Source organism: Rossellomorea sedimentorum (assembly GCF_046237645.1).
GTDB lineage: Bacteria > Bacillota > Bacilli > Bacillales > Bacillaceae_B > Rossellomorea > Rossellomorea sedimentorum.
Window position 1 is genome coordinate 2241171 of the sequence record NZ_CP143546.1, and the last position, 20689, is coordinate 2261859.

15 protein-coding genes are annotated in these 20689 nt (G+C 42.3%); 4 read left to right on the plus strand and 11 right to left on the minus strand.

Annotated elements, in window-relative coordinates; all coding sequences use genetic code 11:
- Positions 1-2 precede the first annotated feature (2 nt).
- From V1502_RS11080 to amyS, 7 genes are all read right to left on the minus strand, one after another.
- Positions 3-1007: a DUF3231 family protein gene (locus tag V1502_RS11080; protein ID WP_409250709.1), complete on the minus strand. Its 1005-nt coding sequence runs from the start codon at positions 1005-1007 to the stop codon at positions 3-5.
- Between the two features lie 1252 nt (positions 1008-2259).
- On the minus strand, positions 2260-4728 hold the full coding sequence (locus tag V1502_RS11085) for a S8 family serine peptidase (RefSeq protein WP_409250710.1): 2469 nt from the start codon (positions 4726-4728) through the stop codon (positions 2260-2262).
- 24 nt (positions 4729-4752) lie between these two features.
- The gene (locus tag V1502_RS11090; protein WP_409250711.1) at positions 4753-6171 is read right to left on the minus strand and encodes a S8 family serine peptidase; all 1419 of its coding nucleotides are present in this window, start codon (positions 6169-6171) and stop codon (positions 4753-4755) included.
- 781 nt (positions 6172-6952) lie between these two features.
- On the minus strand, positions 6953-7129 hold the full coding sequence (locus V1502_RS11095; protein WP_409250712.1) for an amino acid transporter: 177 nt from the start codon (positions 7127-7129) through the stop codon (positions 6953-6955).
- 163 nt (positions 7130-7292) lie between these two features.
- A complete protein-coding gene (locus tag V1502_RS11100; RefSeq protein WP_409250713.1) occupies positions 7293-7943 on the minus strand; it encodes a response regulator in 651 nt (216 codons plus the stop codon).
- Complete coding sequence (locus V1502_RS11105; RefSeq protein ID WP_409250714.1) at positions 7918-9774, minus strand: GAF domain-containing sensor histidine kinase; 1857 nt, start codon at positions 9772-9774, stop codon at positions 7918-7920. The genes V1502_RS11100 and V1502_RS11105 overlap by 26 nt, the downstream gene beginning before the upstream one ends.
- A 496-nt stretch (positions 9775-10270) precedes the next feature.
- The gene (amyS, locus tag V1502_RS11110) at positions 10271-11806 is read right to left on the minus strand and encodes an alpha-amylase (RefSeq protein WP_409250715.1); all 1536 of its coding nucleotides are present in this window, start codon (positions 11804-11806) and stop codon (positions 10271-10273) included.
- A 348-nt stretch (positions 11807-12154) separates the two neighbouring features.
- Here amyS and V1502_RS11115 point away from each other — a divergent pair, with 348 nt between their 5' ends.
- The 3 genes from V1502_RS11115 to V1502_RS11125 are packed head-to-tail and all read left to right on the plus strand — an operon-like array spanning position 12155 to position 14827.
- Positions 12155-12808 (plus strand): ArsR/SmtB family transcription factor, encoded by a 654-nt coding sequence (locus tag V1502_RS11115; protein WP_409250716.1) that lies wholly within the window; start codon positions 12155-12157, stop codon positions 12806-12808.
- A 21-nt stretch (positions 12809-12829) separates the two neighbouring features.
- Positions 12830-13558 carry an MBL fold metallo-hydrolase gene (locus tag V1502_RS11120; protein ID WP_409250717.1) on the plus strand — a complete coding sequence of 243 codons (729 nt, stop codon included), beginning with the start codon at positions 12830-12832 and terminating at the stop codon, positions 13556-13558.
- 48 nt (positions 13559-13606) lie between these two features.
- Positions 13607-14827: an MFS transporter gene (locus tag V1502_RS11125; protein ID WP_409250718.1), complete on the plus strand. Its 1221-nt coding sequence runs from the start codon at positions 13607-13609 to the stop codon at positions 14825-14827.
- 221 nt (positions 14828-15048) lie between these two features.
- On the opposite strand, the gene V1502_RS11130 is transcribed toward V1502_RS11125, so the two are convergent.
- The 4 genes from V1502_RS11130 to V1502_RS11145 form a co-directional block, all read right to left on the minus strand.
- Positions 15049-16194: an IS4 family transposase gene (locus tag V1502_RS11130; RefSeq protein ID WP_409250719.1), complete on the minus strand. Its 1146-nt coding sequence runs from the start codon at positions 16192-16194 to the stop codon at positions 15049-15051.
- A 258-nt stretch (positions 16195-16452) separates the two neighbouring features.
- Positions 16453-17532 carry an endonuclease gene (locus V1502_RS11135; protein WP_409254333.1) on the minus strand — a complete coding sequence of 360 codons (1080 nt, stop codon included), beginning with the start codon at positions 17530-17532 and terminating at the stop codon, positions 16453-16455.
- Between the two features lie 271 nt (positions 17533-17803).
- A complete protein-coding gene (locus V1502_RS11140) occupies positions 17804-19072 on the minus strand; it encodes an ATP-binding protein (protein ID WP_409250720.1) in 1269 nt (422 codons plus the stop codon).
- A gap of 170 nt (positions 19073-19242) precedes the next feature.
- Positions 19243-19950, minus strand: coding sequence for a DNA alkylation repair protein (locus V1502_RS11145; protein WP_409250721.1), 708 nt, complete (start codon positions 19948-19950; stop codon positions 19243-19245).
- 291 nt (positions 19951-20241) lie between these two features.
- Here V1502_RS11145 and V1502_RS11150 point away from each other — a divergent pair, with 291 nt between their 5' ends.
- Complete coding sequence (locus V1502_RS11150; RefSeq protein ID WP_409250722.1) at positions 20242-20619, plus strand: VOC family protein; 378 nt, start codon at positions 20242-20244, stop codon at positions 20617-20619.
- Positions 20620-20689 lie beyond the last annotated feature (70 nt).

Below are 20689 nucleotides of genomic sequence, written 5' to 3' on the forward strand. Positions count from 1 at the left end.
CATCACTTGTTTTTTGACAGACTGTCATGATCTGTGGCTGTCGGCGGCTGCTCCATCCAGCCATTTTCTATCAACAGGTTCATTCCGTCTTCCGCCAGCAGGCCAATTTCCGTGATCATCCGGATGTACCCGGCTGATAAATCACGCCTTTGGCATAATGCCAGTGCTTCTCCATAATATCCGATGGCAGAAGAGAGTAATGTCGTAATATGATAAAGCATAAGCTTGTCAGAAAAAGGAGGCACAGTAGAATCCGTCACTTCAGCCTCAAATGTAGTCGGTACATGCAAACTGTCTTCCTTCAGCATAATGGACAACCGTTCATATTGTTTCTGACAGACCTCCCTTCCCCTTTCCATATATTCGCGAACCTTTTTGGATCGGGCTACTTGGCCGAACCCAAGTTCAAGAACCATTTTGGCCATGGTTTTTTGGATATTAAGATAAGTACCGCTGATTTCAACCGAATTGATCGGTCTTCGGTTACCAAACCACCCCGTTAGGAACGATTGTTTTTCTATAAAATCAACCTTTGATGTATTGTTAAAGACGGGAGGCTTAGTCAAAATCCCCTGTTCTAATAACACTCTGCTTGTTTTCTTATACAATTCCATCGTTTCTTTTGTGCACTCAGTAAAATACTGGACAAAATCTTCCCGTAATGCACTCCCCACTGCCCCGGCATATCTTGTCAATCCATGAATGGTCATGATATGCATATAGACAATTTTATATGTATCAGTAAACAAAGGAGGGGCTTCCACTGTTACATCCTCTTCAGTGAATCCAACCGGTATGGGTTCGTTTTCAGCCGTCAAGAATTGTTTGACCTTTTCAATGTGCCCTTCCGCAAGTTTCAGAGCAAATTGAAGAACATCCTTTATCTGTTCATCTTGCGTATTATTCAAAAAATACTTCAGCATACAAACTGAGAGAGTATCATTAATATATTGTGACCAGATCAGCCCATGTTCTGAAGCGTTCATTCTCACTTGATGATTTTCCATAACCATTGCTCCCTTCCATTTACTGAGAATTAGTTTAACCTTTATGGTAATAATTCATTCTTTTTGGAAAGGTTTATTCTAAAAAGTACTTATTAGAACGTCGGTGGAATAATTAGTTGCTGCTGGAGAGACAGCAGGAGGCTTTGCAAATCCTGTACTCGCCGATTCACCCATTATAGGAGCATCGCACTGTTTATAATACGGGGGTTCTTGGCTGATCCCCCATTATAGCCACTCTCGCTGGGTTATAGTGGGGTGTTTTTCGACTTATCACCCCATTACAGCCACTCACACCGGGTTATAATGGGGTGTTTTTCCCATAATCACCCCATTACAAGCACTCACACCGAGTTATAGTGGGGTGTTTCTCGACTTATCACCCCATTATAGCCACTCCCACTGGGGTATTATGGGGTGTTTTTCAACTTATAACCCCATTATACCCACTCCCACTGGGGTATAATGGGGTGTTTTTCGACTTATCACCCTATTATAAGCACTCCCACCGGGTTATAGTGGGGTGTTTTTCGACTTATCACCCCGTTACAAGCACTCCTACCGAGTTATAATGGGGTGTTTTTCGACTTATCACCCCATTATAAGTACTCCCCTTGGGTTATAGTGGGGTGTTTTTCCCATAATCACCCCATTATAGCCACTCACACTGGGGTATAATGGGGTGTCTCTCCACTTATCACCCCATTACAGCCACTCCCACCGGGTTATAGTGGGGTGTTTTTCCCATAATCACCTCATTACGAGCACTCCCACCGAGTTATAGTGGGGTGTTTTTCAACTTATCACCCCATTATAGCCACTCCCCTTGGGTTATAGTGGGGTGTTTTTCCCATAATCACCCCATTACAAGCACTCCTACCGAGTTATATTGGGGTGTTTCTCTACTTATCACCCCAATACAGCCACTTACAACGGTTTATAATGGGGTGTTTTTCGACTTATCACCCCTTTACAGCCACTTACACCGGGTTATAATGGGGTGTTTCTCTACTTATCACCCCTTTACAAGCACTCCCACTGAGTTATAGTGAGGTGTTTCTCCCATAATCACCCCATTACAGGCACTCCCACCGGGTTATAGTGGGGTGTTTTTCCCATAATCCCACCCTATAGGCACTCCCACTGGGTTTTTAAATGTCACCAGAAAAGTGAGCCTTGATAAGGAGGAGACCTCCTCCTAGAAAATCAAAAAATCGAGCCTGGAACGGATTACGTTCCAGGCTCGATCTGTTTCTTATTTCAAGAATGCTTGATAGTAACGAGTCATGGCAACAGCGAAGTCTCCGCGTGTCACTTTTTCGTCACCACTGAAGGAAGCCTTGATGACTGGTGTCAGATCATAAGGTCCTTGCTCTGTTGAGAATTGGGCGTTAAGAATGTTCAAGTCCAATGCAAGCTGTACATAGCCTTTTAATTCAGCTGGTACATTTGCAGCATCCTGGATCGCAACTCGTTCATCTTTGTACTGTACAGTTAAGTTTCCGTCAAATTGCTGTGCTTCTTCTTGCAAACCAAGTGCTTGCACTAGGGAGTATGCAAGTTCCGCACGAGTTACTCCTGCGTTAGGAGAGAATTTTCCGCTTCCATCCACAAGTACTACAGGGTTTTGCTTGTGGCTTTCATCACGGAATGCTCCGCCTTTGGCAGTTGCAGCTTCAACAAACGCTCTATCTTCGACTTTTACATCAGAGAAAGTGCCTTTTGCATCACCAGGCAATGATTGACGGATTTCCGCTCCCATTACCAAGTAGCGGGCAAGGTGCTTTCTGTCCAGATAGGCATCCGGACGGAAATCTCCACTGGAAAGACCGTCAAACAAACGCTCTTTGACTCCCATTTGGATAGCCGATGCTGCAGGGTGGCCGCTGATATCATTCAAGCCATCAAAGCCGCTGACTTTTGTGAAAGCCAATGTCCCTTCAACTGTTTCTGGAAGGCTCACACCAATCGGATTGGATGTAGTCCCTCTAAGTCCTCTTAATTCCGCTTTCCATTTACCAGGCTGAGGAGAATTAACAGAAACAGTGCGGTCAGTATACAAAGGAAAAAGCAAGCTGATTCCTGAACTGTATTCCTCTCCGTTTGGTGCAATTAGAACAAGGTTTACAGGATTTCCTGTTTCTTCAAGAAGTCCTTTTGCATTTACTTTTGCTGTCAGGGAAGATACTCCTTCCCCAACATTGAATTCATGCTGGTTGGTTGATACAAGTTTTAGAGGGTCATAGTCGACCGTAAAGTCTTCACGAGTTGTTTCAGCTTCTACAGAACTGTTAAAGTTTTGATTCACATTCAATGTTTTACCGAACTCTTTGCCGTTGTAGATGGCATCAAGAGCTGCGTATGCATTCACATATCCTGCTCCAACTTCCCAAGACTCATATCCTGGCATATTGGTTGCTGTTTGTTGAAGGATATTTTTCACTTCAGCTGGTGACAATGTCGGATCTGCTTCAAGCATTAGAGCTACAATTCCCGCTACGTGCGGAGTCGCCATCGAAGTACCGCTCATTGTCGTGTAGTATGGTACGTGTGCAGGATCAAGTGTCTCTACATCATCCTGAATCGCAAGACTTGATACTGGAGCGATTACACGAGTTGAAACGATATCCACACCAGGAGCTGTTAAAGAAGGCTCATCTTTCCAAGTCCATTCCTGACCATCCATAACGAATGTCCCACCGACACCTTTTGTCCCTCTGGAAGAGAAATCAGCAAGTGTGCCGTCTTTCACACCAGCTCCTACAGAAATGACCCAAGGAGCTTTTGCATAAGGATTGTGTGTGTTTTCGCCAGGTCCTTCGTTACCTGCTGCAAACAATACAGTGATTCCTCTGTCATACGCTTTTTTACTTGCAATGTTGATTGGGTGGTTCGGGTCAAAGTCTCCGGAAGAACCCCAAGAGTTTGTGATGACTTTAATGCCGTATTGATATTGATGTGTGATAGCATAATCGAAACCGCCGATTCCATCAAGTACAAATAGCGCTGCTCCAGATCCATAACCGATCAAGTCTGCTCCAGGTGCTGCACCTTCATACTTACCTGAAGACATTGCTCCTGTTCCACCGACTGTACCCGCTACGTGCGTACCGTGACCGGAGTTAGTATCCGTGTTCGCTACGTTTTCTTGATACGTAACCGGTAGTAGAGAAGGAGATAAAGCATTCAGGTTTGTAGAAGCCATGACGTTTTGGACAAGATTTCTTCCAAGTTCATGGTCTTTGTGAGTCCCATCAACTCCACTATCATTGACAACGACCCCGACGCCTTCACCCGTTACCGGGAAACCGCCGTTCTTTGCTTGAAAAGAGCGATCTGTTCTTGCTTTATCAACGCCTGTGATAGCTGTGGCATCTGCGTTGAAATATTCCAGTTTCTCATTTAGATAGATGGATTGAACCTCTGAAGATGCTGCAAGTGCTACAATTCCCGCTTTCGTAGCAATAACGCCTGCCATCGGAAGGGAATTCAATGTAACACCAGTAGTTACACCTGCTGCTTTTAAAAGATCCAGGTCGGCTGCATCAGGAGCACCGTCCCCTTTAAATGTAACAATTGCTTCTACTGAAGTTGCTGCTTCAAGTGCTTTATGAATCTTGGAATCTACCACGGCACCCGTTGTCGTCTGGGCAGCCGCACCTCCGACGAAGAAGGAAGGAATGATCAAGAACACTGCCAGCAAGATTAAACTAATTCGCTTCATACTATTCTCCTCTCTCTTATCTTATTATTTTAGGCCAAAAGCTTTTTCTACTGCCTTGAAGGCATCGATATAACCTGCGCCTGTTTCCCACGCCTCATAACCTGGCATCGGCTTCGCTGTTTCTTCAAGGATATTCTTCACTTCTAAAGGTGTAAGAGTTGGATCCGCATCAAGCATAAGCGCAATAACGCCGGCAGCATGTGGTGCAGCCATTGACGTACCGCTCATCGTTGTGTAGTAAGGGATATGTGCCGGATCAATATTTTGTACATCCTTTGGTGCGCCAAGTACCGGAATCGGTGACAGCACACGTGTCGAGATGATATCCACTCCCGGTGCCGTAATAGTCGGTCTGTCGGACCAAGTCCACTCCATTCCATCAACTACCACTGTTCCGCCTTTTCCTTTTTCTCCTCTGGAAGAGAAGCTTGCAAGTTCATAAGCGTCATTTCCAGCCGCTACCGTTACGACCCAAGGGGCTTTCTTGTAGTTACCAGAAATCGTTGAAGCGTCAGGTCCTGAGTTCCCTGCCGAGAAAACAGTGACGATTCCTCTGTCGAATAACTTTTTCGTTGCAATATTGATAGGATCATATGGATCAAATGCCTGACCCGCCTGGCTTGTAGCTCCCCATGAGTTTGTAATCACACGGATGTTGTATTCTCTTTGGTGTGTCAGGGCGTAATCAAATCCGCCGAGTGTATCCAGCATTGCAAGCGCCGCGCCGGAACCATATCCGATCAGGTTGGCACCTGGTGCAACCCCTTCATACTTGCCTCCCGACATCGCTCCAGTACCGCCGACAATACCAGCAACATGAGTTCCATGTCCTGAGTTATTATCAGTATTCGGTACATTTTCCGTATATGTAACCGGAAGGATTCCACTCATAGCATTGAGGTTGGTAGAGCCCAGTACGTTTTGAACAAGATGGCTGCCATATTTATGGTCATTATGAGTACCATCCACACCGCTGTCATTAATGACGACTCCGACACCTTTACCGGAAACAGGAAAGCCTCCATTCTGCTTCGTCATCGCTGCGTTCGTACGTACCTTATCCACTCCAGTGATGGAAGTGGCATCTGCATTTTCATATTCCAATGCGCTGTTCAGGTAGATGGAAACTACTTCAGATGATTCCGCCAGCTTTTCCACCTGGTTCTTGGTAGCCAGCACGCCTGCCATTGGTAGACTTTCAAAGCTGATACCTTTAGTAATTCCTGCACTTTTCAAGATATTTGTACCGTTTTCCAGTACGCCATCTTTGAAGGTAACGATCACTTCCACCGGCTCCAATGTTGAGGCCAGCTTCTGTACAAGGTTTTCATCTACAACTGCCTTGCTGTCCATTGATGTACTTGATGCCTCGTGGAGAGCCCAAGAGGAAGAAAACATCGAAATCATCAACAGCAATGAAATAAGTATTGATTTAATTTTCATTTTTTCATCTCCTTTCCTTATTACCATTCTCTCACTTCCCCAATTTTCTGACTATTAGGCAAGTGGAGTAAAAAGACAGAGCAGTAGTCGTAGACGAATACTACTTTAGTAGTAGAGGGACTAGTACTTTATGCAAGTTGTGCTTGTGTTTAGATAGATAGAATGACGTTGTTTGAGAAGAATTCTTTTTATGAAGATTGACGGATTGGGCGTTTTTGAGAGGTAACTTTTTAGTTGAAATGAAGAGGTTATATTATTCATACCCTTTGAGAAAAATTAAAAACGGCCAGAGGCTCAGGCCCTTGACCGCAGGGATAAGGTGAAACCTATCAAACACTGAAACTTTTGTTTTTCTGATTCTTAAGAGCATTTAGTATGAGAAAGCCCGCTAATAGTAAAATGATGTAGAGAAGGGTGTATACCGTTGGGGTAAAAAAGACTGACACTGTTTCTGAAAAAGATAAACCCGAAAAGACCGTTAAACCCTTTCCGACTGCTTCCCGTTCAATCCCAGTAAATCCGCCTTCTGCCAGATAAAAAAAGGCCGCGTTGGACAAGAAGAAACCTAAGATGGTGACGAGTAACACATTCAGCCTAGAAGTTTTGAAGAAAATTCCTAACCCTACACCTAAGACTAAGAAAACCATTGGGTACCAGAAAAGCAAAGCACCAAAGGAAGTCAATTCACCAGCTCCTTTTCATTGAATTTTCAGAATCATTATATCACACTTAATTGGATAAAAGTGGATTTAAGATCAAAAAAACTGCCCACGGGAGGCAGTTAAGTAAGCAGGTTCGCGATAATGATAAAAAGAACGGATAAGGCAAAAAACGTGATAAAGAAATAGCCGAAATACTTTAAAGGCTTTGGTAACTTATTCAGGTCGGCATCCACAGGATATCCCTCTATGTTACTCAAATGTTCCATAGCATCATTGATAGGTTTTTTATCGGACATAAACTCCCTCCCCTTTTAATATAAGACGAATACTCACGAAAGAAAGTTTCAAAAGTCAGTAGAAAAACGGAATGGTGTCCCAAAATTTTATTAGCCTGGTGGACCCTAATGAATTCAATCTGACTGCTTAAGGCGAGACTCCTTCCTATTGCCCTGTCAATGATCAGGAACTCGGCGGCAAAGGAACCAATTTATTTTGAACCGCATAAATCACGACCTGTGAACGGCTCTTTACATTCAGTTTCTTAAAGATGTTGCTCACATGGATTTTGACTGTTTTGTCACTGACGTAGAGCCTCTTGCCGATTTCCTTGTTCGATAACCCTTCAACCAGACAACCGAGCACTTCCCTTTCCCGCTCCGTGAGGGAGTTATCATCCTTGTCCTGTCTTTGGTTCTGTTGATGAAAGGTCAACAGTTTCCTAGTAAGGGAAGGGTGAATAACAGATTCTCCTTGGAAAACGGTCCTTACCGCTTCCACTACTTGTTCAGAAGGTGCATCCTTCAACAGGTAGCCGTCTGCCCCTTCTTTAATCGCAGCCATGAAATATTCCTCATGACTGTGCATGGTCAGCATCAGCACCTTTATATGAGGATACTGTTGTTTTAAAATCTTCGTTACCTCGACTCCGTTCATTCCCGGCATATTGATATCCATGAGAATGATATCCGGGTCCAACTCCTTCACCTTATTCAACGCATCACTGCCTGAGATGGCTTCACCTACTACGTTTATATCGTCTTCAGATTCAAGGATCGTTTTCAGCCCATCCCGAAGCACTGCATGATCATCCACTAACATTAATTTGATCATATTCTCTTTCTCCTTCCAACCCCATTTTTGGAACGATGATGGTCACTTCTGTTCCGTCTCCTTCTTTGCTGTCAATTTGAAGGGAGGCATTGATTTTTTCAGCAGAATCATTGATTTGCAGGATGCCAAAATGCGGGCGTTCCCTCGCGGCTAGCATGGCCTGGAAAAGCGAGAACCCCACTCCGTCATCCTTAATCCGCAGCAGGATGTTTTCAGATTGATAGCTTAAGAGGATCTCTACTGAAGAGGCCTTAGCATGCTTAATAACGTTCTGTAAACTTTCCTGGAAAATATCAAACAGTACTTTTTCCACCATTGAACTCAATTCAATTTCTTCCCCTCTGACTTCAAAAGAAAGGTTGAGAGAGAATTCTTTTTTTACAGCATCCACTTTTGCCCCTATGGCTTTTGACAAGCCGACCCTTTCTGTCGGATAAGGTCTCAAAGCATAAATGGAGTCTCTGACCTCTCTTAAACTGTCCCGCAGTCCGCACACACTTTCCTCCATAAGTTTCAGGGTATCCTCCGGTTTCTTATTGAACCTGCGGCCGGCGGACTCCAGCTTCATAATGGCCCCTGCAAGTGTCTGTGCAATCCCGTCATGAATATCCCGGGCAATTCGATTCCGTTCTTCCAGCAGAATTCGCTTTTCCTTTTCTTTAAAAAGCATCCGGGTCTTGATGGTTACAGCCAGCTGATTGGAAAGGGTCGCTATCGATTGAACATCTTCATCGGTGAAACTCTTCGTTCTGTTCCTTGCTGCTACCAGCATCCCCACCGTTTCTTTCTCGACACGAAGCGGAAAATAAACGAATGCTTTCAAACGGTCATCGAATAAGCTCCTGGATTTTGTTAAGTTTGAATGATTTCCATGGATGACCGGCTCTTTCACTTCTTCAAATTCATCCGCAACATCCTGATGTAGCTGGTTACTCTGAATGTTGTCGCCTTTCTGGAATTGCATGTACCAATTTCCTTCTTCTTTTACCCATAGAACAAATGCATCGGCATTGATAAAATCTGAAAATGTATGTTTAAGGTCCTGCAGCCATCTCTCTCCCGGAACAAACTGATTCAGTTGGGAAGTGATGATAAAGAGGGATTTCAATCTTTTCTTTTCTTCCCTCAGCCTGACAATCGCGGAGCTTAAAAGGGCAAAACCGACCAGCGGCGAAAAGAAAAAGAAGTAGGAAAAAACATCGATATCCCCTCTGTTCTGGCTCCCCAGCACATATAACATGCCCCCGTACAGTAATGAAATCAGCACACAATTTAACTCCGTAATGGTCTTGGTCCACCATGCCTTTAATGTATAAGGCTGCGGCCGAATCATAAGAACAATATCCACAATTAAATTATTGACTAAGAAAAAGAAGAACTGTAAAACAATATACTGAAGGATCCCTTGTAAAAACGGCGTGGCAACAGCCTGTTGAATCCATGGATCAAACATTTTCAGAAAAATTGTTGCAACGTACAGACTCAGTACCAGCTGAGCCGGATTGAAAATGATCGTCCTAAGAGGGCGCTGGTGCTTTAGATTTACCAGGAGAACAGCCGCAGCATAAGTAATTGCCGCAACCGAAAATCCAAATAACAGGAAAATCACATACACGATCGGAAACGTAAGGGCCGTAAAACCTCTCCATACCGGCATAGGATAATATTCACTGATCATGAGGAAGATAAATAATAGAAAGAGGATAAGATAATTTCCAGTCGCCTCAACGGAAAGCATAGAGGAAAAGACCGTCAGCCAACCCAGGAAAGATATCATATATAAATAGACCCGCGAATAAAGTTCCCGCTTTTCAAAAAATATCGATTTCACCTATACCCCCTCCAGATTTTTTCTAATTTTCGTTAAATTATTCTTACTATAATGTTATACTATCTGTCCTACCTTTGTAGATAGTGAAAATGAACTAAAATGATTCCATAAAATTGAAATTGATATGTCTTATGTGTGCGTCGATGGCAGACTTGCAGGGAGGATTTATGGTCTTGGTACATATTTCATGTTATGCCTATTATCTTATGTATTTTATGAGCTATTCTAGGTACATGTCTTCTTTTAAATGAGTCAGTTTATGTATCAAAAACCACATTCTTGGTGTACGTCTCCACTTTGATTAGACAACTCTTGGACCAAAATCTCATTTTTTAATACATGTCTGCCCTCAAATAAGCTAACTCATGTACCTACTCTAAATTATAAAGGAAATTGGTTGTAATTAAAGTGTTTCGACCTGCATGAATGTTATTAATCACAAGAAAGCAGTTCAATGTTTTCATTGAACTGCCGAAGGTCACTCTTAATCTTGTATTTATTGTTGCGTATAAATAGACACTGATCCACCGTTAACATAGAAGTTACCCCAGCCGTCATTATTAATCACGACTCTGGTGCTGTTATTTCCGGTTGTATCCACCCATGTCTCACCCGCATTTCTTTGTCCAACATACATCCACTTGCTTCCCCCGGGACCATCCGTAATCAAGGTTGCCAATCCGGAATCTGTATGACTTGTATCCCCTTCCCGAGTCCAACCGATAATGTCCCAATGATCAAGATAATCATGCTGAGTTCCATAAGCATAGTTTTTCCTCGCTTTGAGGATAGGATCCAAATCACTTTGAAGAGCAGGAATTTCATAAGATGTATTGCCCTGTGTTCCATAGTAGTCTCCATAAAACAGCGATGGATAACCTTGTGAACGTGTGAGAATGAAAGCATAGGCAAGCGGCTTGAACCATGATTGCACCGTTGACTCCAGTGCCTGCCCGGGCTGGGAATCATGATTTTCCACGATGGTTACAGCTTTTACAGGCTGACTGGCAACAAGGGTCCCATTCAGGATATTTCTCATATCGTAGTTACCTCCACTATTCGATGCATTTTGAAAGTTATAGTGCAGAGGTACATCAAAAGCCGAATGTGTCCCTCCAGTCTTTGATAAGTAGTTCTCAATGGCCCCTAAGTCATTCTGCCAATATTCGGCTACTGTAAACATTTCTTTCCCTGTATTGCTGCGGACGGTTGATACCCAATCCTGCAAATAGGAATGTTTGATATGTTTGACAGCATCTAAACGGAAGCCGTCTAAATTCAATTCATTCGCATACCATGTTCCCCAATTTTTATACTCTTCGATAACTTCAGGATGATCGAAATCTACATCTGCATACATCAGATAATCATAGTTTCCTTTTTCACCGGCAACTTCCCAGTCCCACGCCTTGCCTGTACCTCTGAACTTGTACACACGGCTCAGCTTACGGGATTCGTCCCAATCAGTTCCATCAAAATGATACCATTGCCATTTAAAAGTCGAATGCACATTATTTCTGCCCGGAAAATCAAACCCGGTCCACGCTTCAATAACATAGTCTCCTGATGTTTCATTGTTTCGATTATTCGGGTCCACTTCCACAGCTGTGACAGACTGCGTATAATCTGCCCCTCCTTTGTGGTTCATCACCACGTCACCATACACCTGAAGACCATTCTGGTGCAAGGAGGAAATAGCGTTCTTAAGTTGCTGCTTCGTTCCATACTTCGTTCTGGTTGTCCCCTTCTGATAAAACTCCCCTAAATCATACAAGTCATAGGCCCCGTAACCCACATCATTTTGTGAAGTCCCCTTGTAAGCTGGCGGGATCCATACCGCACTTATGCCGATATCGTTCAGGTGTGCCGCGTCGTTATTTAGACGATTCCAGTGCTCTCCATCATTCGGCAAATACCATTCGAAGTATTGCATCATCGTACCATTCGTATTGGCAAGCCCCTGTACCGGAGAAATGGACATCAGTAGAAATGCCGCCACGACCATTGTTATCATTCTTTTAGTAACTCTCAAAAAATCAACTCCTTTAAATTGTGAAAGCGTTTGCGCAAACTCAGAATACCATAATAACCTGTAATTTTATTCAAATATAACTAGATGAATATTTTTCTAATAGGCTTATAAAAGTCTTTGATGCAGAGCTAGTTGTTGGTGTCTTTAACACATAACTTTCATAGTTGTTCAAAACTTTTGGAGTAAGTATTTTTCCATTACAACTCATTTTCATTTCCACTCTGCAAATAATAAAGCGGACATAATATAACAAGTCACTACTGTTGAACTAGCCACTTTACAAATCAAACTGTTCATTATACAATCAACCTATTCAACCGTTTAGTTGAATAGTTAAGGGGTGATATTTTGGAATCACGTGAATTTAAAGACCTTGTTTACGGTAATTTTGCCCGAATCAGTAAAGCTCTCTCTAGTCCAAAGCGGTTTGAGTTATTAGATTATTTATCTCACGGGCCTAAAACAGTGGAGAGATTATCCAAAGAATCTAAAATGTCTGTTGCAAATACTTCTAAACACCTTCATTCCTTACTGGAGGCTAAATTAGTTAAATTTAAAAAGGATAAAAACTTTGTATATTACTTTTTAGCGGATGAAAACGTAGTTGATCTCCTCCATTCAGTTAAAAACATAACTGAAATGCAGTTTAGTGAAGTTACACACATCAGGAAAGGATATATAGAAAAAAATGAAAAGATTAAAATGGTGCAACTGCAAGATATGTTGAAACAGATACAAGAAGGCGAGGCTGTTCTAATCGATGTCAGGCCGGATGATGAATATAAGAATCAACATATTCCAGGTGCGCTGTCTATACCTATTCAGGACTTGGAAAAGCAAATCTCCTACCTGCCAAAGGACAAAAAAATAATCGCCTATTGTCGAGGTTCATATTGTGCATTTGCGACACAAGCCGTGGAAACATTAACCTCCCTTGGTTACGAAGCTTATCGTATGGAAGAAGGCGTTTATGAATGGAAACAAGCTGAATATCTTCATTAATTATAAGGAGGATTCGTATTTATGTTATTTCGTCAATATTTACACACTAAACCGGTAGCAGCATCCTATTTCTTTGGTTGCGGAAGTCTATCTCAAGGAGTGGTTGTAGACCCACTCGAAGATCAAATCGATTTTTACCTAAAGGAAGCAGAAGAACTGGGAATGAATATTGTTTATGTTATTGATACACATCTTCATGCTGACCATGTGTCAGGTGCTAGGAAATTAGCTGAAAAAACAGGTGCAAAATATGTCCTTCATTCTTCTGCAGACACGAAGTATGACTTTACTCCAGTTGAAGATGGCGATGAGTTATTAGCAGGAAATACTCAATTAAAGTTCTTGCATACCCCGGGGCATACACCCGAGCACATTTCTATCCTTGTGTCGGATAAACGCAGAGCAGATGAGCCTTGGTTTGTATTGACCGGGCACACCTTAATGGTCGGAGATGCAGGCAGAACTGAATTAGCTGTGTCTGTTGAAAAAGGAGCAAAAGATCTGTATCAAAGCTTACAAAAAATCACACAATTAGAAGACCATATAGAACTGTTTCCAGGAGCATTTTCAGGCTCAGTCTGCGGGCGTGGTTTAAGTGGCAAACCTTCTTCAACCGTTGGATTTGAAAAACGTTACAATGAAGCTTTGAAGTACGATAACGAGAAGGATTTTGTTGATTTTATGACGTCCAACGTACCACCTCAACCAGAAGGTTTTAAAGAAATGAGAAAAGCTAATCAAGGAAGATAATAGTGTGGAATATTTCAGATTATTCCTCCCTTTTAGGAGGTGAATTGCTTGAGTAGAGTGCAGTTCGGTATTAAAGAGAATATATTGCACTTCATACTTCTCGTTGTGACAAACTTCTTTGTTGGTTCAATGGTTGGGTTGGAAAGGACCATCCTGCCTTTTATTGGAGAAGAAGACTTTGGTTTAGCATCAGCAAGTGCTGCATTATCTTTTATAGTTAGTTTTGGGTTTTCAAAGGCCATTGTAAACTACTTTGCAGGTACTATAGCAGATCGATTAGGTAGAAAGAAGGTTCTGCTTATCGGTTGGAGTATTGGTTTGTTAGTTCCTCTACTTGTCATCTTTGCAACCTCTTGGTGGATGATTGTAGTTGCCAACATCTTTTTAGGAATCAATCAAGGCTTAGCTTGGTCGATGACTGTTAATATGAAAATTGATATTTCAAAACCCACTCAAAGAGGGTTGGCTGTTGGGTTAAACGAATTTGCAGGCTATGCAGGTGTAGCTATCATGGCTGCTGTCTCAGGTTTTGTTGCTGCAACCTTCTCTCATCGACCTGAACCATTTTATATAGGTATTTTTATTGTGGTCATTGGCCTTATCTTATCATTACTTGTAAGGGATACTGAGGAACATATAAAGGTTCAAACCAAATCCTCCAATAATAATGCATCCTCTTTATCTGCAAAAGAAATTTTCAAAGAGACAACTTTCAAAAACAAGAGTTTATCTAGTATCACTTTTGCAGGTCTAAGCACAAATCTTAAAGATGGTATGGCTTGGGGTCTTTTCCCGTTATTCTTTACAGGAGTTGGCTTAACAGTATCAGAAATCGGAGTACTAGTGGCTGTTTATCCTGCTTCTTGGGGGTTTTTTCAACTCTTCACGGGAGCATTGAGTGATAAAATTGGCCGAAAGTGGTTAATTGTTAGCGGGATGTGGCTTCAAGCCCTTTCTCTATGGATGATTTTATTCGCAAACCAATTTAGCCTATGGTTCATTGCTGCAATCCTTCTTGGACTGGGAACCGCAATGGTTTATCCAACCTTACAAGCGGCAATTAGTGATGTAGCTCAGCCAGCATGGAGAGCGTCTTCAATGGGAGTTTATCGTTTTTGGAGAGACAGTGGATATGCATTTGGAGCATTATTTGCAGGCTTATTAACAGATATGCTGAACATTAATTGGGCAATTGGATTGGTAGCTCTTTTACCTTTAAGCGCAGGACTTATAGCAGCTGCCCGATTAGATGAAACCCTGCCATCTTAAAAAAACATTAACCTAGAACAAACGAAACCCGAGCGTGTGTACATGCTCGGGTTTGATTATAAGAAAAATAGTTTTTACCATCCCGATACGGAGCCTTTCACAGAAACAGCCGCAAAGGTAATGTTTTTTGCAGTGACGATCACGATGGCAATCACCCCTTGCATTAAATTCCTCTTAGCGCTTTAAAGGACTAAAAGGGACTGTCCACGGGTGTTGATTATCTATATTTTTCCAATTGATTGACACAGACTTCCCCTTCGTTTAAAAAGCGATTTAATGGCACACCTTACCTCCACAGGCAGGGTGTGTGCCATATAACGACGGGTAAACTCAATGAAGGTGTAATTATATAAGATAGCCCACTCTTTTTTTGTCTCATTATAAATACTACTCAATATAAAATAACTGATAAGAGTGCCAAAAACTCGGCTATACACAGCGTTTGGGGAATTTCCGAATAGGTTGGAAAGGTCCAGATTTCCTTTTATCCAGCGGAAAAACAACTCGATTTGCCACCGAAGCTTGTAGATGTAAGCAATGTCTTCTGGCGACATCATCATAAGGTTCTTTGCCACTCTTATTTCATTTCCTTCGTTGTCTGTGAATGTAACTAGTCTAAAGCGAGTGTCTGTCTTTCGGGATTCTTTTCCGATAAAGGCTGTCACATCTTTTTTAATACGACCATCTTCATCAAGTGGAACACTGTGTTCCGTCTCTTCCGAGAGGGAGAAGAAGTTTGCGACTCTAATCACAAAGAACTGTTCGTGTTCATGTAACTTTTGAAAATCTTTTGTGCGTGCATAGCCTCTATCAGCTGTGATGATGGAGAGAGGTTCTAAATTTTCATAGAGTTTGGGTGCTACCATGACATCGTGGTGTCGTCCAGTTGTCTGGACTACTTGAGTAGGTTGACTATCCTCTACATCAAATTTTGTATGCAGCCGAATCGCATGGCGGGTACGTGTATACCCCGCCCAGCTCATATCTGGGTGTTGGAAAGTAATGGTGGTGGAATCAACGGCAAATAGCTTAAAGGGTTTGAAAAGGGCTCGACGAACTCTACGTCCTAAGCGGTCTACAATACGGGAGAATAGTTCTTGAAGGATTTGATAAGGGACACTCTGAGCTTTTTTGGCAAGGGTAGAGTGATCTACGGAAGGTAAACTTTTTTCCTTTGGCAATTTCGTCTCGGCATCTCGAAAACCTTCCCATTTTTTCGCAGAGGAAATAATAAAAAAGTGTATCAAATCGTGGGCAGATAACTTCCTAGCTGTATCTTCATAGCCCCACTTCTCGCAAAGATTTGCCACTTCTTCATCTGTAATGATAGTTTGAAGAACCTCTGATAATTTGTTAAAGTTAGTCAATGAACCCACTCTCCTTTTTGGTTTTGTTAGAGGTAACAATCATTTTAAAGGAGAGTGGGTTTTTTTGTCTAATTATCTAGGTTATTTTACATATTATGGTTAATCAACACCCGTGAGGGACTGTCCCACTTAATGCGGTAAAGTACTAAAGGGCCGACGGGATCAGCACTTAAGTGCGGTTTAAGATTCAACCGGCTCTCATAATAAATAACACCAAAAAGCCCGGGAAGCAGCAGCCTCCCAGGCACATTTCTACTATCACCAAATCATCTCTGCCCATTCTGGGTGATCAATGAAAGGGTTTCTGTTCCCTTGATACAGATCGAAAATAATATCATTTCTTCTAACTTCCCTCGCATCTACCGGGTCCTGATCATGCCAGGCCAGCAGGACGGAAATTTTCCCATGCAGGGGTGAACTTCCATTATTGACATAGTCATTCAGTACAAGGTCCAGTTCACCGCTGTCCCCTTCATATCGAACGGCCATGTAAAAGAGCATACGGGCTATGTCCCCTTTCACTTCGTCCCTCGGCTCCCATGAATCATTGTCATAATAGTTCCCTGGAGCTTCTCCATGCAGACTTCCCCCGTTATCAAAATCCAGATTTCCTCTTGAGGAATTCACCGTGACATCTGTTGGACGCAAATGATGAAGGTCTGTTCCCGGTCCTTGTGCTGTGCCGAAGTCACCGTGAGATTTTGCCCACACATGCTCACGGTTCCAGTCGTCAACTCCTCCGCCGTTCGTATATTTTGATTGTGAACGGCCTGAATATAGTAGAAGCACATTATTTGGATTGGCTGGATCTTCATCGGTATAGCGAAGGGCATCCCACACTGCGCTGTATGATAGAGTGGTATGGTCATCGATGATTGTATGTAATGCCGCTTTTAACTCATTACCCGTTTTCCCCTCGGCAGATTTATAGTACTCTTCATAGGCCGGCGGTTCAGTGTTGTCTTCCTGTGTCACTTCGAAGGCCGATGTGGATTTAACACCAGGATGGGAAAAGTAAGCAGTGAGTGAGCCGGTAACTTTTAATTTTTCACCCATCAGATGCGGGTTGCTTTGAAGTCCATAGGCAGATCGAAAGGAAGATGTGATCTGGACGTACACCATGTTAGAGGTGTTCGTCTCTGTTGGGGAATCAGCGAGTGCAAGAGCATAATCGTTCGGAAAGTTACTTGTCACAACAGTGTTTTGGGATGTCGGCTGCCCTACGACATACCCCTCTACAGAATACGTCGCTCCATTCTGACTGGGTATAGCCTGACTTACTGTAAACGGGGAACTCCGTGTCCCGCTGCCTGCTGCACTAGTTTTATCCAATTGCATTGAGGTAAAAACCATCAAGACCATCACTAAAACAGTCAGGACACTAACACTCTTACTAGAAAATCTTCTCATTCTATTGACTCCTCTATTAATTAAGTACGCTTCAAGCCTACCTTATTAAAAAAGGAAATAATGTTATAATTATGTAAATTTACAAAAATAAGCATATGGATACAATCGATTCTCTGTGAAATTCAGTAGGATAGACACCTAGTATGGTGAATTATGGGTTTTGCTAGGATGAGAGGCGGGTTTCTCCCAATTAAAACTTTCATTCCTGCTCCATTACAATCGGAAAAGACAAAGTGACCGTGGTCCCTTCATTCAACTTACTGGTGACTTTTATCTTACCGTTCATGACCTGAACCAACTGGAAGACCGTCATCATCCCAAGTCCAGTCCCCTTCTTACCTTTAAGGGAAAAATAAGGTTCACCGAGTCGAGTAATCTGTTCATCTGTCATTCCCATTCCAGTGTCTTTAATCAAGATGAAGACCTGTTCGCCTTTTTCAAAACACTCTATACTCAAGATTCCCCCATTCTCCATCGCTTCAATACCGTTTTTCAATATATTGATCATGATTTGTTGAAACTTATTCGGTTCCCCGTTAATGGCATGTCGGGTTGACACATCCATTTTTATAACGACATTGTACTTCATTGCAAGCGGGGAAATGATCTCCTTTAATTTATGAATTTCATTCGTCACATCTAATTTAACCTGAGTTTCTGGGTGGGGTTTGGCAAAGGAAAGGTATTGATTGATGACTTCTGTAGCCCGGTCGATTTCCTCGACCGCGATTTGGGAAAGTTCTTTGTTAGCTTTTATATTGGAGGAGTCTTCGTGAATCAATTGTAAAAATCCCCTCACTGTGGTCAGAGGGTTTCTGACTTCATGGCTTATGCTTGCAGCGAGGTGGCTGACCACCTGCATCTTTTCATACTTAATAGACTCCAGTTGGAGCGAATAGGTGGTGCGTATAATTTCGCATAAGTAGAATACAAGAAAGGTTGAACCAGCCAGCATAGCCGTATAAATAATAAAAGATATAAAGTTATGAAAACCAAAGATAAGAGAAGGAATGAAGAAGCCTAATATGGAATACCCAAGTGATAAAGACGTGAATAGGTAGACTCGTGATGTCCAAGTTTTTTCTAATAACTTGGGGGAGAGGTAAAGGACGGCCAGGCAGGTAAGAATCGTAATGACGACCGTCAACATGAGACCCGTCCCCGAAAGCGGGATCCGTATCAAAATCATCACGGCTGCCAACGCAAATAACACTCTTTTCCCACCATAAATACCGCCTAAGAGAAATGGAATAAAACGAAGATCGTAGATGAAGCCACTTTCTAATTCAACGGATAAACTTATACTAAGAATAATTAAAATAGTGCATAGGATAAATATAGGGAGTCTCTTACCTTGAATATCGTAGGATTTATGTTTCGACAAATGATAAAAGTTTACCATCAGGATGACAACCAGAATGACAAGGAGGTTAATCAGTAAACCATTCAATAACTGGGAATACACCATACTCTTGCCTCCGCTAACAGGACTTTTTACACTTATACTATAGATGATTTATCTGAAAATAGCAAAAAATAACTATTCCTGTTAACTTTTGTTAATTAGTCCTAATTACCCAACTCAAAATACAATACTTTTTAGGAGAATGTGCTTTGCTTTTCCATCCATTGTCCCTGTTAACACCTGACATACTTCCGTTTAAATCCAACTCTTCCTTTAGCTACATCTTTTTGGATATTCTCCAGTGCATTCAAAATTATACTTTTTTTCTTGCCGCTGCTGATTTCAACTGCCCCGACGGTCTTTGCGGTTTCAACCGCCTTCTCATGGAGAGGCACATAGGATATGCCCACCGTATAGATAAAATTATTCATTGAGTATTTTGCCCGATCAGGGGATTCATGAATTGTAGATTGGACGGTTTCAAGCATTGAGCTTAGCTTCTCCTTGCTGAATTCATCATCCGGTCGGTTGCCCAATAACCAGCAGTAACAGCTCCAGCCTGCCGACATTTTGAGTTCTTCTCCGCTTTCGATCCATTTATCGGCTACCAGCTGCGCAATGTCGGTTTCTGCAAGCGTAACGGCAACGACATAGTCGGACAGCATGTAAAAATAAGCCCCGTCTATCCATCGCTCAAAATCGTTCTCTGTCATCGCCATCGGGTCCGCTATGATGCCGGCAAAATACATGGCATCATAATTTCCTGAGGCGTATAGTTCTTCGGCGAGAGCCTGGTTCTTCTTAATTTTTTTTGCCAGCGGCTTCATCTTTCCGGTAGGTGTCCCAAATAGCGGTTCATGCGCACCATTACTTATGTAAGACTTCTTTGTCCGTACCGTTCCAATCGCTTCTAATTCCTTCATTACTGTTTCAAAATCCAATGCTTTCCCTTCCTTTCTGCTGAATAAGATCGTGCGTTATGTAAAAAGCTAGATGAAATTATAGGAGTGAGTCACTTAGAAAGGAAACTTTATGGCTTACTTACTCATCTCGAGTATCCTAACCTTTTGTGATTCTGTTAATTCACAAAATCCACCTTAATGGAGTTAAAGGTACCTGGATGCAGGTGGATTTTCTGATTAAATGACCACCTTCCCTTACCACCCAATTGTCTTTGATATTACGTATCTGATAGAATCAAGTGGAGAAAAACTTAGGGAAAAGGTGATAAGATGATTAGTAAAATTGCAAAAGTTACAGTGTATGTTGAGGACCAGCAGCAAGCAAAAGACTTCTGGTTGAATAAAATGGATTTCGTCTTAAAGATCGACCAGCCGATGGGACCCAATGCATCTTGGATAGAAGTAGCGCCGGGCGAAAATGAAACCCTGACTTTCGTACTCTATTCCAGAGCCGCAATGGAAAAGCAAAACCCTTCCAAGGTTGCCCATCCATCTGTCATTTTAAGCACGACGGATATCGAATCCGCTCATGAGAAGATGAAACAGAATGGCGTCAAAGTTGATGACATAATGAATCTTCCGTTTGGGAACATGTTTACATTTTACGATCAAGATGGAAATGAATATTTATTACGGGAAGACCAGTAAATACCAAAGCACGGCAGCCATTGCCGTGCTTTATTACTTCAATAAGCCACTAATCAACAGATATACGGCA